Below are 17579 nucleotides of genomic sequence, written 5' to 3'. Positions count from 1 at the left end.
GTTTGAATTCCTTGTCTTGCCGCTTGGATTCAAGCTGCTATTGTTATTCAATCACAATGTCTTTAGCTATAAGCACCAGGTCCGTCAGATCGACCTTGCCGTCACTATTGATGTCTGCCCGTTTCGCCTTATCCCAATCTGGGTCTGCAGAACTCTTTCCGTAGTTAGCTGCGACAATAGCCAGATCGCCGATGCTGACTTTGCCATCACCATTCAAATCCTTAGAAGGTTCTGGCACTGTTGTTGTAAACTCCACCTGAGCCGAGGAAGTAGCTGCGCTTGTTTCCTGTCCTTCGCTATCCCCAAGCGTTGCACGCTTTACAGTAATACGTCCGGTTTGGGGTTCTGTCAGATCCTTAGCCTTAAAGGTAATCTTAGCTACAACAACATCCCCTTTAATCGCACTCCCTGAACCTTGGCTAGCCAGAATCAGACGTACAGTGCCTTCTGTATTCTTCGTCTCAAGGATACTCACGCCGTCCACCAACGCATTAGCGGATACATAATCCATTAGTGAAGCATCGAATTCAATCGTGATATCTTGGGCGTACACCGCCTTTGTAACATTGTGGAGACCTATCGTTATGTCGAAATTCTGACCATAAGGAACGCTTTTCGGAGCAGCTAAACTTGTTGCCACTTCACCTGGAACCTCCCTAGCCACTGTAATCTTACTCACTGCTTTATGTCCTCCGGATACGGTAGTTGCAGTAATATCAGCGGTTCCTGCCTTTAACGCAGTCACGACAGCTTTTCCGCCTTGAACTTGAACAGTCGCAATAGCTTCATCGCTGCTATTCCAGGTCACCTGTTTATTCGTTGCATTCCCCGGTTGAAGGGAGGCACTTAGCGTTTGTGTTTCTCCGACCTTCATCGAAATCTCAGCTTTATCCAGCTTGATACCGGTTACCGGAACTTCAGGAACGTTATTGCTGAACATAAAATTATCAAACACGGTAACTGAAGGACCGAATACTCTAGCCCCCATTTTCCCAGCGTCTGTTGGGATCTGTGCAATAGCATCATCGAAATAAGTCGTTCCATTGATAATCAGCGTTACATGTTTCCCTTCAAACTTCACTTTTACGGTCGATGTTGTGCCTTTTTTCAATTTGGCGGCCTGAGCATTGCTCAATAAACCGTACGAATCCTGAGCGTTCACCCAGTACCAAGCACCTTGATCAAATCCTATTGAAGCCCAAGCGTCATTATTGACATAGCGAAAAATAACACCCGTTCGGATAACATCACTCTGCGGTGTAATCTTAAACTCGATCTCACCATCTCCAATGCTCGGAGATTGCTGATCGATAAACAGATTATTTACACTGTTCGAGGTGAACTTAACGGCACGCTCACCCGCTTGATCAGGTGCCTCTACAAGCTCCATACGTCCGACACCTTTACCGATGACATGCTCCCAGCCTTCGAGCGAGTTATTCTCAAAGCTCGCTGAATATCTCACAGGCGCTGGAACTTCTACAGGATCCTCTGGGTTAGGAGCGTAGACTTCAAATTCATACATGGAGTAACCATAGGTTCCCACTCGCTTCGTACCTAACATTCGGACATATCTCGCTTGTTCAGTTGGGAATTTGACAATCTCTACTCCGCCAACGCCAGCGTTAGTCGTGTAAACGTCCCGCCAGTTCTCCGCATTATCGGATACTTGAACTTTATAGCCTTTGGCATAAGCACTTTCCCATTTGAAAATAACCTTGCTAATGTCAGTACTTTGGCCTAAATCAACATAGATCCACTCGTTGTCGGTATATTTAGAGGACCAGCGAGAAGCACCCGTATCAACCTCATCCACTACAAGACTAGCCGGAAATTGAGGTACTTCGACGGAAGAAGCTACTGCTGTTTTGTGAGCAGCTAAATTGATGGTCCAAGCGGGTGATCCTGCTTCCTCCGCAATTTCTTTTCCTGATAGCACCCGATTAAAAATCTTGAATTCATCCAGTAGTCCAGTGAATGCTTTGGATGAACTGCCGATTATAGCCGCAGGTAGCATTGTCGTTACAGCAACAGAGCCTTTTAGATCTCCATCAATATACAGAGAAGTTCCATTTAGATCTCCTCTGAAGGCAACATGTACCCAGCGCCCAACAGGAATCGCTGCATTAAAGCTGTAATCATAGCCCTCTCGGGTGAATCCGGCATTTGGTGTCCCTTTCTGCTTCAGCTTAATTGCACCATATTCGGATTCCATCAGTATTTTTTCATCCGCTTCTTGTTGATCATCAAGCTTAACCCACGTGGAGACTGTCCAAGGGAAGCCCTTTATTTGCAGCGGTGTTTGAATATGATCTGAAGTCCCTGCAAACCGTACGCCTTTTCCTGTTTTTCCATCATCCACGCGAGTAACGCCAGCTCCTAATGTAGCATCATAGGAATTTCCGGACTGATCAGAGACCGTCTGCGCGCCTTCTTCAAATGGATAATGAACAACAAGATCAGTGACCGTATTCACTTCATGTAATAAATTCGTTCCAGGACCTTCGCCTAGCTTCGCTGACAACTGCTGGAACTCGGTGAATGTGCTGTCCGTGGACTGGCCTCTCCACATCTTTTCTGCAAGGACAGGCATCGCTTTCTTCACACGATCGTGGACGTCCGCCTCACTTACTTTCTTGCCCATCATATCGTTCCAGGCCCCAAACATCGCACCGAGCAGGTTCGGCTCACCTTCCTGCAACTTCGTATTTCCACCAAAGTTCGTTGGGTCCCAGTTATTAAACAACCACTGAGAATCCAGATAATCATGGTAATATCCAGCCTTCGGTACAATGTAGAGCGTGGAATCCACCGTATTGATAATTTTGAATCCATCTCTCACCGATGCTACCGGATCTTGCCAACCGTTATTCCAGGCGTTTACGGCTATATCCTTATCTACTACCGTGGTACCCGGGAATGCATTCAAGCTGCCCCACATTCTTGATTTCTTTCCCTTGCTCTTTAAGTGTTCGTTCATCGTGTTCAAAAACTCGCGATACTTCTCAAACGTAGTCCGATCATTAGGTGCGAATTCATCGCCTCCAAAATGAACCGTTTCTGAATCAAACCATTCCCCATCTAAATATTCGTCCCATACATCCTTGATGAAATTGACCGTTTCCTGACGTGTAATATCCAGATGATCGACAGGCAAATTATCCTTAACCAGATCTGGTCTAACCTTTGTAAATGAAAGAGCATGGCTGGGGGTATCAATTTCCGGCGTGATGTTAAGCCCCCGTATTTTGGCGATGTCCTGCAATTCACGCATATCCTGTTTCGTGTAGTGTCCATCCTTTGCCGTTAATTCCGGGTACTTGGTACTTTCTAAACGGAAAGCCGTATATTTGTTCCAATGCTCCCGGCTGTTATCCTTAAAAATCTCGTTATCGTTCAGATGGAGCTGGAAATCATTCATTTTGTAGTAGGACATAAATTTGGCGTAATCCTTCAGGAAGTCTATCGTGAAAAACTTGCGTCCTACATCAAGCATAAAACCGCGTTCTCCATACTTAGGAAAATCCTTCGCTACCCCTTTTACAATGCTTGCCTTCTCAGGATCTTGCTCCAAAATTTGTAGTGCCGTTCTTGTTCCATAGAACACACCGGTCTCAGTGTTTGCATGTATTTCCACATAATCTCCTACTTCAAAGTAGTAGCCTTCCTTGCCAATCGATTCATCAGCTGTCTTATCGAGCCTAAGCAGGAAGTCCCCTTTAGAAGCAGGCTTATTTTGAACAATTGGCAAATCATATCCAGTTAATTCTTTAAGATCCTCTTGAAAGACCTCTGCGGTAGCTGGTAGTTCACATAAACATTCACTCGTGGGAATTACGATTTTGGAACTGTCCGTCATCTTGAAAGAACCACTTCCCCCAGTCCACTCTTGTAAACTTGGTATCACTTTTGGTTTAGCATTCTCTGCTTCAGCCGCTGCTGCAAATGGTAGTGGAGTAGAGTAAAGCACTAGACAAAAAACTGTAAAGCCGTACAACCATTTTTTCATCTGTCATCCTCCTACTAGTCAAATCATCAATTTTGAAAAAAACCAGGTACATCATGTTTAGTTACTCACACATGTACCTGGCCTATGATCTTGATTACTCTACAATTTTGCGTGCTACAATAACCAAATCTTCCAACCCGACTTTGCCGTCACCGTCAATATCTGCTTTCTTCGCTTTCTCCCAATCTGGGCTTGCTGTAGTCTTGCCGTACTGCGCTGCAACCATTGCCAGGTCACCAATCGTTATTTTGCCGTCACCGTTAATGTCGCCTTGCGTTCCTTTCTTACCAATCTCGATATTTACGGAAGAGTTCGCTGCCGAAATTTCTTTACCCTGATCATCTGAAATGATTGCACTCTTAACGGCGATTGCCCCATTTACCGTTTGGTTAACTTCCCTCGCTTTAAAGGTTAATTCGAGGACATCTGCACTGTTACTAATTCCATGGGTCGCACCTTCACTTGCTACAATAAAGCGAAGTTTACCTGGGGTGCTGTTGATTGAATCAATAACGCTTACCCCACTAATTAACGAACGCGCCTCAACGAATTCCATAACATCCGCTGCATACTCTAGGGCGATGTCCTGCGCAAAAATCTTATCAGACAGATTCCGTAGTCCATATTGAACTTTGAACACTTCTCCTGGCTGAACTTGACTTGGCGCTGTCAAAGTAGAGGAAGATTTTAACTCACCGTCTGTTTCTGTTACGATAACCCGACTGGTCGCAGAGAAGCCCCCATCCATTGTCGTTGCCGTAATTACGGTCTCGCCTACCTTTAATCCCTTAACTAAAGCATGACCTTCTTGCTGTTCAACGGTTGCTACAGCTTCATCACTGCTGCTCCAGAGTACTTTTTTATTCGAAGCATTCAGAGGCTCTATCACAGCGTTCAATTCGCCCGTGCTGCCTACTTTAATCTCTAGCTGTTCTTTATCCATAGCGATGCCTGTGACTTTTACCGCTTCTGCCTCATCCTCCGTCTTGAACACATTGAGTTCGGCAGCAGAGGCAAAGGTACCCACGCCTTCTATAGCCTCAAGTCTCAAATATGTTGCTTCTACAGCTGTAAAGCGAACAATTTTTGTGGTCTGATCGAGGGGCCATGATCCATCTGCAATTTTTGTGAAATTCGTTCCGTCAACACTCGTGTACAGGTTATAGCTTGTAATCGTTCCATTGGTTCCAGATACTCTAGGTGAATAATTGAATTGATTAATGTTATATTTGCCTCCGAGGTCCAAAGTAATGGATTCCGGTAAGTGTGCCGGGGTCCATTTCGTATGCCAGATTGTAGACATATCTCCATCGAGTGCAAGACTCGCTTCACCTCCAGGCTGGAAGCTACTCGCCGTTGCAGTCATTTGCGATTGTGGAATTTGCGTGTTAGGCATATACACATTAATCGTCGAGGTTGCACTTTTTTTACTTCCATCCTTTGCGGTAGCAGTAATGATGGCTGTTCCCGCTTGAAGTGCAGTAACTTTTCCCGCCTGATCCACCGATACAATTTCCGGATGGTCAGAAGTCCAGAGCAGTGTCCGGTCCTGAGCATTTGCTGGTTTTACCTGAGCGCTAACAGTGCTTGACTGTCCTTTGTTCAGATCCATCTTATTTGGCGTTAGTGTAATAGTCGAAACAAGTACACCTTCCTCCGGAACGATCGCACCCTCATCATCGACGCGAATGTTATCGACCACCAGCGTACCGGTTAACTCCTTTTGACTGTTCAGCTTGTTTTTGATAATGGCCAGATAGGCATCTTTCGCCCCTTCGGTTGTAAAAGATAGATCCAGCGTGTCGCGTCCTTCTTTCAAATTCTCACTCACCAGATCACGAACTACCCCATTCTCCTTCACTCGGATAGCCACTGTGTACATATCCGTCTCATCTGAATTGTAGTCCATCGTCAGATGGTAACGGTTATCCTCCTTCATTCGGAGCGTGTGAGGCAATGTACGCAGCCATTCACCGGTTGCATCTTCATTCGTTTTAAGCGACCAATTACCATCCAGAACATAATTCATGATCTGATTGTCACCTTTTTCAACTAAATGCGTACGAACTGGACCTATTTTAGAATAAACGAAGGGACCCCAGCCCTCATCAACGTTCTCGAAATCCTCGAACAATACAGAATTACCAGCGTCAGTCTTGGTTGGATTCTCCCATACTCTTACATCGTCAAAGGTTACAGTCGAACTTCCATCTTCTACATTCAAATAGAGATTGGCGGTCTCACTAACCGCATCAAAGGTAACCTTAATCCGCTGGAAGTTCGTGCTCACATATTTATGCTGCTGGGCTAAAAAGCCATGCTCTGTGTTATCCAGTGTATTGACAACCTTGTCAGCCCCTTGCTTCACACCGATTTCCACGGTGCGTTTCCCATCTGCTTTCACCCATACTGATGCAGAATACGTCTTGCCCGCTGTAAGTCCGGTAATCTCCTGCTGAATTACTGCATCACCAGGACCCTTCACTTGAAGCTGGTCATCGGCGTTACTGTTCTTCACAAATTTAATGTGATCATCACTTGCAGCTGTGGAAGATTTCTTCCAGCTGCCGAATGTTTGGCTGTCAAAGCCCGGGTCCTTTACCGAACTCCCTTCGCCCCATACCATTTCCGGCTCTTCAGCAGCTGTTGTCTTATACAGGGCATAACCAATCCCCGGCTGCGCGGTAAGTGTGACTTTACCTCCAGTTACTTCTACACTGCCAACATGCTCACGTCCTAAATCTGTCAGCTTATATAACTGTGCCGTCGTTACGTTACTCCATGAGTCTGGAAGACTCCAAGTCGTTTGGCCACCCGCTGGATTCCAGTGATAGATTTTTTCTTCTGTCTCAGGACTCCATGGAATAAAGACCGTACTGTCACTAATGTTGCTGCTATCTGTCATGATAGCGATTTCACGACCATCCTTACTTAAATGGATCTTACCGTCCTGCTTACGTTCAACTACAACCTTCTTTTCAAAATCGATACGGTTATCGGTCATCTTGATGATCGGGAAATGCTGCATATATTTTGTTGGTAGATTGTGATTGAAGAATGCCGCACTAGTTGATTGGTAGCTGTAGAATGGAGCACTGTTCTGCCAATAACCCACGCCTACCTGCTTATTCCCTTTCAGTAAAGGGGTTGTTAAGAAGCCATCCAGCGATTGATTCCGTAGGAAACGGGTAACCTTGCTATCGTCACCTTGGTTCGGGTACCCCGGATCTGTTCCCCAATGAACCCAAGCTGCCTGCTCAAACAGAGGTCCTGCAAATTCTGTACCGAGCATCCAGCCGTTACCGTTGATATAATCTGCGAGTTTCTTCGCATTGTAATCGGCACCATCATATACATCTACATATACAAAGGATAGGTTGTCGCCTGTGTCGCTTTTCAGCATATCCAGACGTCTTTTTAATTCACCGGATTCCACATCTTTGGTTTTGTTAACATAGAATGTTTGATCCAGCCAGCCCCAACCTTTACTCAATGGCTGATTCATATTTTCCATTTTGGTGCCGAAAGCATCCAGCGCGTATTCTGTTGCGTTAATGTGTACACCGCCGCGGATATTGTATTTCTTTCCTTCACTCAAAATATAATTAAAATCCTTCTCTCCACCCTGACGAATACCGATATGACCGCCGTAATCTGGGTGAGAGTCATCATGACCTTCCGCTTGATATCCTTTGAATAGAATCAGCTGTCCAAAGCCATCCGTGAGATTAGAGATCTTCTTCGCATTATCAAAAGCACGCAAGAACGGAGAAGTTGTAGTAGATCCGATGTTCATGCTGATATAAGAAATATTGTCCCTTATCATTTCACTGCCGGTTGGAGCATCCATATTCTGACGATATACAATAGCTCCATCTTGCCAGTCAACAACTTTGTCTCCATTCGCATCTGGAGTCAGTACAACCTTAGCCCAAGGCAGAGGCTCCGGATCAAGCACAGTACTTCCACGATAAACCCATGAGCCTCCTGATAACGCTGCTTTCTTCGTATGGAGTGCTGTATCATCGCCTACCTTAATACGTACCTTATCAAAACCATTTACTACATTGGTGATTACACTCGCAGCTAAGACGTCGGAGTTAACGAATGCATATGCACGCCCCCCACTCACGTCTGCTACTCCCTTCTTAAGGTCGTTAAATTCGTCCTGCACAACGTTCCAGCCCCCAGTTATCCGGACAGCCGTTTCCTGCGCTGTAGGCTGGGTTCCAATTACAGAGACAAGGTCATGATCAGGAAATTCGATCGTTTTCACTTTTTCAGTACCATTCTCTTCAATGCTGGCCACTTTGAACTGAAGAATGTTATCCTGAACCTCCATTTCAACTTTGAGATTCACTTTAATTTCTGGAATCTGAAGCGTGTAGGCTGCAGACTCACCATGAGTGGCATCTGCTGCTTTTTTACTAAAATCAGAAGTGACAACGAAATAGGACTTCTCGTTGATTTTTATCTCATTAAATCCATTTAACTGTCCATACATTTCCGCGCCGCTGTCTAACCATGTGTATTGTTTAACCCGAGGGAACTCTTTATCGATTTCAACCTTCATGGTGTCAGAGCTTAGAGTTTCAGTAATCGTAATCGGCTTTGGTACTGGATCTGTTGATACAATTGGAGTTACCTTCACATCGTCAATCCATAGGGTCTTGTTATTAAACCAGCTGCGAAGTCCAATCTTCCCTGCACTTGTCGATAATGAGGGAAGACTTGTCGTTAGCACGTTATTGCCATCGATCGATAAAGTTACGCTACCTTTCTCATATCGTAATTTAAGGGTATACTGTTGGTCAGCAGCAAAGGTAAAACTAGGAGCCGTAATATTTCCATACGATTCCGTCCCTCCTTTCATTGCATCCCAGCCCCAAGAACCCGCATCATATTGGATAACATTGTAGTTATTACTGTCGACGAATCGGTAGACCAGTCCAAATCGTGTGGCAGGCTGGCTAAATTTTAACTTCACCTCATATTCAGCATTGGCAACTTGAGGTGAATCTTGGTCTGCTAAAATAACAACCCCTTGTGTCACCGCCTTTACAGCACCTTGATCCGCAGAAAAAGTAGTGGTCCCCTTAGCTGCAGCCCATCCGTTGATGTTGCCATCATTGTAATCTCTGAAATACACGTCCGATTCTTGAGCCGCGAATACGGCTGCCGATGGCAAGCCAAGCTGTACCCCTAGCAACAACGTCAATAGCAAGCTAAACGCTTTGTACCGTTTTCTCATCTCTACGACCTCTTTTCACTTAAATATAAGAAGAATGAACATTATCAATTCACATATTTCCTTTAATTGTATGTTTTTGACATCACAAGGCCATAATGAGCCCTCCTTCCATAAGAAGGTGCGTCATTATATGTTTTTTTGTATTACTTGGAATTCAACAATCGCTTGATAACAGCGGCTGATTCCGCTCTTGTAGCAGATTCTTTTGGTGCAAATGTAGTCTGAGTTCTACCTTTCATTAATCCAGATTTCAAGGCAAACCCCACCGACACTTTAGCCCACGGGCTTATTTTACTATCATCTTTAAACGTAGTAGTAGAATCTGAGGCTATACTATCGATCTTTACACCGGAAGCATAAGCTTTCGCTCGCATCAGCATCGTTGTCATTTCTTCACGAGTAATGCTTTTTTCCGGAGCAAATTTCGTCTTGGACAAACCACTAATAATTCCGGCCGCATAAGCTTTCTTTACCGTATCCTCGTACCAAACTCCTGATTTCACATCCGTAAACGGATTACTTCCAGAACCTTCTGTAAGATCTAATGCTCTGGCTATAAGAGCTGCGAATTGTGCGCGAGTGATGTTATTATTCGGGGCAAAGCTGTCGGCACCCATGCCTTCAACAATTCCTTTAGTGACCATTTCCATGATATCTTGCTTCGCCCAATGTGAGACGATGTCGCTGAAAATCTTGGTGAATGTTGAGGATTGATTCGGGGTAAATTCCTGATCTTTCAGATTACGATCAAGAACCTTTAATGCGGTCCATTTTACTGCAGTTGTACCAGCCCTTTTAGCTTTAAAGGTAATCGTGGCAATGTCCAAATTACCCTTTTCGCCATTCACATTTCCGATCTTGGTATGGGCTATCGTAATTTCATTGTTTTTAACGATTGGAGATACAGAAAAGCCTTTGATCTTCGTTTCTGCTTTTACAATCTCAAGCACTTTCGGGTCAAAATTAAATTTAGCTTCATATGCGTATAAGTCTTGAATATCTTTACCCTTTAATGTAACGGTGAACGTAGAATTAGCAGATTCAGTAGCTGATGTCTGCATCTCGAAGTCAGAGACTTTTTCAGCATGGACTGTACTCAACCACATGGAAGAACATAACGTACAGATTAGTGCGAATGTGAATCGTTTGCGTCTCATAAGAACATCCCTTCACCCGTGAATTTTAACTCCCCCCTATCATATGGATTTTGAAAACGGATACACATGATTTATTTTGTTCAACATTGATTATTTTTGTTATTCATTCTCTCTGCGATAAGCTAAGGGACTAATTCCTGTGATTTTTTTAAAAATACGACTGAAATGTTCTGGATTCACGTATCCTACTTGCTCAGATACCTCGTATATTTTCATTCCGCTTTCCAGCGCCTTTTTAGCCTTCTCGATTCGCAGATTCGTCAGAAACTGAATGAAATTAACACCTATTTCTTTGGAAAATTGTTTACTTAAATAGCTCTCGCTTACACCGACAATCTGACTAATATTCGACAAATGGACATCTTCGTTAAAGTTTTTCTCTATGAGCTCTTTCGTTTTAGCAACAACAGGGCTAAGAAAGCATTCCTTGGGTTGATCTTTCGGATGCAGCTTTTGATGCAGATGTTCCAAGAACAGTCGGCACCAATGCACCGTATTCTCCCAGGTTTCCTGCTTATAAATATGATCCGTGATGGGATAAGGCAGCTTATCATGAAGCTTTTCCCAAGAAACGCCTTTTTGATAAATTAATGCACTTGCCTCCCAAGTCATATCGACTACATCTGATTTGATAAGCTCAGGTGAACAAGGGTATCGCTGAATCAACAAGCTACAGCAGTGTTCATAGACCTCCTGCCATTTCATTAAATCCGGATCACTTAATGACTTCAGCATTTCGGTTCTAGCCAAATACCATGCCTCTTTCCAGTCACTTTCCTTAATAGATGGACGCCTTTCAGCTTCCGGATAATATAATCGATTGTACCCCTGGTAGAAACTCAACCCTGCTAATCGTTCAGCTTGGCGGAATAATCGGTTCCACTGCTGATGACCATCCACAATATCACTGATGCCCATAGATAGCTTCAAATTAATAAATTGCTTTAATCTCATGCTCACCTCAGACAAGATTATGTCTGTCAATCTACGAATGGCGATGATGCTGCATTGCTCTGGAAAAGAGAAGAACAAAACATAATGTCTGTCATCATATCTGCATACTTTGCAGATCCCTTCACTTCTACTTCGATTCGTTACCGTTCGTATCGTCTGCATAATCATACGGTGTGAATCTTCAAATTGAACGGTATCTGATAGCCTAAGAAGCGCAACCTCCAGATTTTTTTCCCCCATATGCTTTCGTACAAGCTCCAGCGAAGGTGTTATATCATCATCTGTCACTTCTAAAGAATCCGATAGGCAAAGTCGATGCAGAACGGAACAGATCGAAGCTTCTACGTCCTCTAAGGTTGATACTGTCTTTGAGGAGCTTTGCCGCCGCTTCAATTCATCCACAGTCTTAGTCAGTACCGGTGCAATATAAGTTTCATCTAACTTGGCTTTAACAATGTAATCAAAGGCGCCGAGAACAAAGGAATCTCTTACAAAAGAATAATCTCCGTATGCGCTAAGCATGATGGTTAACGGTTGATTCGAAAAAGTAGTGTTATTCAGTGCTTCGAGTAGCTCTACTCCATTCATATTTGGCATTTGAATATCCGCCAGAACTAGATCCACATCCTGATGGATTTTCAGCATATTTAATGCCTCCTTACCATCTCCTGCTTCCCCTGCAATCTCAAAATCGGTCGAAGCAATGGATATATACTCCCGGAGGGCTAACCTAGCTAATGGTTCATCATCAACAATGAGAGCTTTAAATTTCATCATAAATCCCTCCATAATTGATCTATAGGATTACCTCAAAGCCTCAACCGCTATCTCCCAATCATCATTCAATTTTTCTTGAATATCGGACACCTCAGCACCTGAAAAAATTTCTTGTGCAGCCTTCTTTTCATCAAACTGTATGGCATTTTTTACTTTTTCAAACTTCTCATCGATCCCCAGGTACATAAACGGCTCAAAGGGGTGCTTCTCTTGAACATTGTTGAAGAACGGCAGGAATGATTCAATATTGATCACTGTCGATGAATTTTGCGAATAATTAATATACACTTGGTAAACATCCCGGCTAAATACCCACTCCAAAAATGCTTTAACTTCTTCCGTATTTTTGGAATTTTTATTGATCGCCATATATTGATCTGGCATAGTGATTGCCTGCAAACGCTCTGAAGTTGTCTCTCTCCAGGGCAATGTGAACGCATCTAAATCTTTATCATCCTTCATTTTGGATAAATGATCTCTAAGGTACCACTGACCGAGTGCAAGCATAGCCGCTTTATTATTTTGAAACAGCAGCGTTGCCTGATCCACACCAATATTGAGTGCATCGGGCCCTGCTAGTTCATTCTCTGCTATTTTCTTAATCATCACTGCTGCTTTCTCGAAAGGAGAACCTTTTCCGAAAGGGCGTTTTGTCTGTGCGATTGAAGATAAATAATTCTCATCCTTGGATAGTAGAGGTGGTCCGAACTCAGTGAAAGGATAAAACGTCCAATTCTCTTTCCCGCCAATCGCAATCGGAATATATTTGCCATGCGCTTTAATCTTCATCATCACATCCATAAATTCATCCATCGTTTGCGGAATCTCTACGCCGGCCTCTTGAAAGATACTTGGATGGTAATAGACATATTCAGAGAAGGATACAAGTGGTAGACCAAGAATGGAATGATCTAATCTAGCGGGATATTTATTGTTTTTTGCTGCGGTTAATCCATCCAGTGGAAGAAGTACTGCTTTGTAAGTGAGTAGGTCATCTGGCTTTAGGTAAAAAATATCCGGCAAATCATTGGCTGCTAAACGAACCTTTAAATACTGACCGCTATTATCGGGAATTGTCTCTACTTCAACCGTTACATTAGGCTTAATTTTAGAGTAGTCTCTTACCTTTTCCGTCCAAAATTTGATATCTGTCTTCGCTTCCCACATGCCGAATTTTATTTTAATCGGTTGATCCAGATTCACCTTTCCCTGTTGTTGCTCTATTGCCCCTCCTTTGGGACTGAACTTACTTAAAGAGAAGAAGCCACCTACAAAAATAAGAGAAATGATCCCTATTAAAGACACACGAAGTATTATTTTCACTTCTATTAATCACAGCCTTCGAAAAAAGTTTATACCATCATACCTCCTCTGAAGTTACACATGAATGATGTTTTCCCTCTGGACTATGATCTTTTATGATCCTCCGCAGCATTTTGCTTCATCCTCCCTCCCCTAACAACTGATCCTGCATCTCTTCCTCCGGCGTGTCGATCAACGGTAGTCTTATCGATACTATCGTCCCCTGAGGTTTATTCTTCTCGTACTTTAAACCGTAACGCCTCCCGTAATGTAGCTGAATTCGCTTATTAACGTTACTGTTTCCCATACCACTGAAAGAATGCTGATGGCGTATACCATCGCTGTCATATTCCTGAGCATCCATATCCAACATGCCTACACCATTATCAGCTATAGTTATAAGAAGATCTTCCGCTTGTTTGCTCACTATGATTTCGATGATACCAGGATAGTCAACATTCTTTAGTCCATGAATAATACTGTTTTCTAAAATAGGTTGTAGTAGCAATTTCAATATATAATAACCTGCTAAATCCTCATCTACTTCCCATCTCGTTTGAATGGGTCTACCAAAACGAATCTCCATGATATACAAATAATTCTTTAAATGATCTATTTCCTCATCAATCGTAGTCAGAATTCCACCTCGATTAAAAGAAGAAGCCAGTAGACGAGTTAGCGCATGTGTCATATTCCGTATGTTATCTGCTTTACTGATTAAAGCCATAAACTTGATTGAATTGAGCGTATTTATTAAAAAGTGTGGATTGATCTGCGACTGAAGTGCTGCAAACTCCGCCTTTCGCTTCTCCACCTCTTGCCTTTCATGATGGTAGAGCAGATCCTGAATACGTTCCGTCATATGATTAAAAGAATGCCCAAGCTTAATTAGCTCTAGGCTGCCGGTTCTCATAAATTTAGCGTTTAAATCACCTTCAGTAACCAGATCCATTTGCCGGAGAAGCTCATTTAACGGCTTAGTAACATTAGATACAAAGTAAAATGAAACAAGAATAAATGCTAAGATGATCATCAATGCAAACACCCAGACGATATAATTCACACTAAGGTAATTGGCTGTTAGATCAGCATATGGAATAGACTGTACAAGCCACCATCCGGTCTGATCAATCTTGGCGTATGTTATCAAATTTCTATCTTCACCATTAACATCCACAACGTACCCTTTTTCCTGCGGCCCACGATTTGCGAACCAGTGCATTTGGAATTCCCCTCCTCTAGAGGCAAGGGTATTGGATGAGATAATTTGACCTTCCTCTGTGACGATGAAAAGGCTGGATTCCGTATTATCACGTGACTGCAAAATATGATCAAAGGCACTACTCTCAAACGTAAAAAGAATCATTTCTAGCTGGGATAAAGGATTGATTACACTTGGAGATAGGGCAGCAACCATATTGTAAGGATTGTAGTTACCATATAAAATATTGGGCATCATCCCCAGAAAATGAACGCTATCTGGATTATTCAGCACCTGCCCATACCACGTTTTTTGGCGAAAATAAGAATCATCCAAATTCAAGTTCTTTAAGTACGAATAGGATTGATGATCTTTAAATAGGAAGTTCACCGACAGTACTCGTCCTGAGATGGATGCCGTGTACTTCTCTATTAAGACCTTTAGCTCATAATAAGCCTGCTGTTTCTCGACTCCACTCTTACGATTAATTTCATAAAGCTTTGCCATCACATCCCTGTCCATACCGATAGAAGCAAATAGTCCCGTCAACCTCCTTATTTCCTGACTAACGGAATAGGAGATCGCTTGAGCCGTTTGCTGAGATCGTGATGTATTTTGCTGAAGAATATCTCGCTTATAAATATTTAGAATAATGATGGAGAATAAGATGATCGGCAGAATGACTACCAGTATAAAAAAAAGCCTTAATGTGCTAGACATCCGCCAATTTTTTCTCATAAGTTCCCTCCCCTTTAAAAGATAACTTATAAACGCTTACTTCTACCTCACCATGAATATTGAACAACATATTCCCTTAAATTTGTGCTACTTCCTGCATGGCGACAAAAGTACTCAGAATATTACACATTCAAATTTACTTCACAAATAAATCCGAGTTTATTTTCATCTTTCGACATCGCTTACGAGCTGATTCAAAATGAAAAAGAGCCGACACTATTGTAGAAAGTTCTACTTTAGGATCAGCTCTTTTAGTTCGGTCAATCGTCTTTTCAAACAATATTCATTTGCATAAAATAATTTAATTTGATAGTATAACTGACGAACGTTCGTTAATATCGAGGTGATTTTTTTTGAAAAGTAAAGAAATTAAAGACATTGCTTTGAAATGTTTCACAACTCATGGATATGAGGGGGCTTCTTTGTCTCAAATTGCTGAGCAAGTCGGGATGAAAAAACAATCTCTTTATGCCCATTTCAAAGGGAAGGATGATCTTTTTCTGCAAGTTCTACAAGATGCCAAAGAGACAGAAATCTCATCCAAACTACAATATTTGAGTAAGGTAGGGACTCATAATCCTAAAACAGATTTATTAGGATATCTGCAATTGGTCATTGATATGTTTCAAAAGAACGAGCAGTTAAAGTTTTGGCTGCGTATCTCTTTTTTTCCACCGCCCCATCTTGCTACAGCGATTGATGAAGAAGTAATCGACACAGAGAAAAAGATTCAACCCGTACTTGAAAGTAAATTCCAAGCTTGGATTGATGCCAAAGTCATCATGGAAGATGCAGCCTCCATCCCAACGCTTGCCTTTTTAGGTGTAGTTGATTCGATCATGCTAGAGCTTGTGTATGGCAATAATGAAATCCGTTTAAATGAAAAACTAAATGCCTCATGGACCGTATTTTGGAGAGGTATTTCACAGCTGTGATTCTACAAAGAGAGGTATTACTTCATGAAGAAACCATTGAAAGAACAAAAAACAGTCTTACTCATTCTACTAAGTAACATATTCATTGTTTTTCTAGGCGTTGGGCTGATCGTCCCTGTTATGCCTTCCTTTATGAACATTATGCATTTGTCAGGTAAAACGATGGGGTATCTTGTAGCAGCATTTGCGTTCGCGCAATTACTCATGTCTCCTCTGGCAGGGCGATGGATTGACACTTACGGTAGAAAAAAAATGATCGTTATCGGCTTAGTGCTCTTCAGTGCATCGGAATTAATCTTTGGTTTAGGCACACATGTATCCGTTCTTTATATCGCCAGAATTCTTGGAGGGATTGCTGGTGCATTCATTATGCCTGCCGTCACAGCCTATGTTGCGGACATCACCTCAGTAGAGGAAAGACCTAAGGCAATGGGTTATGTTTCTGCCGCCATTAGTATTGGTTTTATTATTGGCCCAGGAATCGGAGGATTTATTACTGAACTAGGTATACGTGCTCCATTCTATTTTGCTGCTGGCTTCGCCTTAATCACTTGTATTTCGTCGATATTTATTCTGAAAGAGCCACTATCCAAAGAGCAGCTTTTGGAAATCAGTAAACTTAAAAAAGACACCAACTTTATCAGTGATCTGAAACGCTCGTTTCATCCAGCATATATTATTGCGTTTATTATAGTGTTTGTCCTCGCCTTTGGCTTATCGGCATATGAAACTGTGTTTAGCCTGTTTTCTGATCATAAATTTGGCTTCACTCCACGGGATATTGCAACCATCATTACAATAAGCTCAATCTTCGGGGTGGTTGTGCAGGTCTTTTTATTCGGTAAAATGGTAGATAAGCTCGGTGAAAAAAAGCTCATTCAACTCTGCTTAATTGCTGGCGTAGCCTTAGCTGTAGCCTCCACCATGATCAATAACTATTTAACTGTTCTGCTAGTAACCTGCTTCATCTTTCTCGCATTTGACCTACTCCGTCCAGCACTAACGACCTATTTATCAAAAACGGCTGAAAAAGAGCAAGGCTTTGTCGCTGGCATGAACTCAACCTATACTAGCCTTGGTAATATCATCGGACCTGCATTAGGCGGAGTATTATTTGATGTAAACATCAACTATCCATATCTCTTTGCGGCTGTCATTATGTTTATTGGTCTTGTAATTACGATGGTATGGAAAGAAAAACAAGCTACTAATGGGTTGGTAAACTAAGGTAAGAACACTCACAAGGACAAATAAA

8 protein-coding genes are annotated in these 17579 nt (G+C 42.5%); 2 read left to right on the top strand and 6 right to left on the bottom strand.

Annotation, left to right across the window (positions count from 1 at the left end; all coding sequences use genetic code 11):
* Positions 1-43 precede the first annotated feature (43 nt).
* The 6 genes from MKY99_RS09215 to MKY99_RS09190 all read right to left on the bottom strand — a co-directional run bounded on the left by MKY99_RS09215 (position 44) and on the right by MKY99_RS09190 (position 15389).
* The gene (locus tag MKY99_RS09215; protein ID WP_339270029.1) at positions 44-4009 is read right to left on the bottom strand and encodes a family 20 glycosylhydrolase; all 3966 of its coding nucleotides are present in this window, start codon (positions 4007-4009) and stop codon (positions 44-46) included.
* A gap of 94 nt (positions 4010-4103) precedes the next feature.
* The gene (locus MKY99_RS09210) at positions 4104-9260 is read right to left on the bottom strand and encodes an endo-alpha-N-acetylgalactosaminidase family protein (RefSeq protein ID WP_339270027.1); all 5157 of its coding nucleotides are present in this window, start codon (positions 9258-9260) and stop codon (positions 4104-4106) included.
* A 143-nt stretch (positions 9261-9403) separates the two neighbouring features.
* Positions 9404-10417: an S-layer homology domain-containing protein gene (locus MKY99_RS09205; protein WP_339270025.1), complete on the bottom strand. Its 1014-nt coding sequence runs from the start codon at positions 10415-10417 to the stop codon at positions 9404-9406.
* A gap of 99 nt (positions 10418-10516) precedes the next feature.
* The gene (locus MKY99_RS09200) at positions 10517-12148 is read right to left on the bottom strand and encodes a helix-turn-helix domain-containing protein (protein ID WP_179085719.1); all 1632 of its coding nucleotides are present in this window, start codon (positions 12146-12148) and stop codon (positions 10517-10519) included.
* Positions 12149-12175: 27 nt separating this feature from the next.
* The gene (locus tag MKY99_RS09195; RefSeq protein WP_143764008.1) at positions 12176-13453 is read right to left on the bottom strand and encodes an extracellular solute-binding protein; all 1278 of its coding nucleotides are present in this window, start codon (positions 13451-13453) and stop codon (positions 12176-12178) included.
* Between the two features lie 136 nt (positions 13454-13589).
* The gene (locus tag MKY99_RS09190) at positions 13590-15389 is read right to left on the bottom strand and encodes a sensor histidine kinase (RefSeq protein ID WP_076283298.1); all 1800 of its coding nucleotides are present in this window, start codon (positions 15387-15389) and stop codon (positions 13590-13592) included.
* A gap of 353 nt (positions 15390-15742) precedes the next feature.
* Between MKY99_RS09190 and MKY99_RS09185 the strand changes: the two genes are divergently transcribed.
* Together MKY99_RS09185 and MKY99_RS09180 are read left to right on the top strand one after the other, a co-directional pair.
* Positions 15743-16324 (top strand): TetR/AcrR family transcriptional regulator, encoded by a 582-nt coding sequence (locus MKY99_RS09185; RefSeq protein WP_042186580.1) that lies wholly within the window; start codon positions 15743-15745, stop codon positions 16322-16324.
* Positions 16325-16348: 24 nt separating this feature from the next.
* Positions 16349-17551, top strand: coding sequence for an MFS transporter (locus MKY99_RS09180; RefSeq protein ID WP_339270022.1), 1203 nt, complete (start codon positions 16349-16351; stop codon positions 17549-17551).
* Positions 17552-17579: the final 28 nt, after the last annotated feature.

The sequence above is a fragment of the Paenibacillus sp. FSL R5-0470 genome, from assembly GCF_037975205.1.
Classification (GTDB): Bacteria; Bacillota; Bacilli; order Paenibacillales; family Paenibacillaceae; genus Paenibacillus_AQ.
The sequence above is the reverse complement of the archived record's forward strand: the minus strand, read 5'-3'. Positions and strand labels throughout refer to the sequence as shown.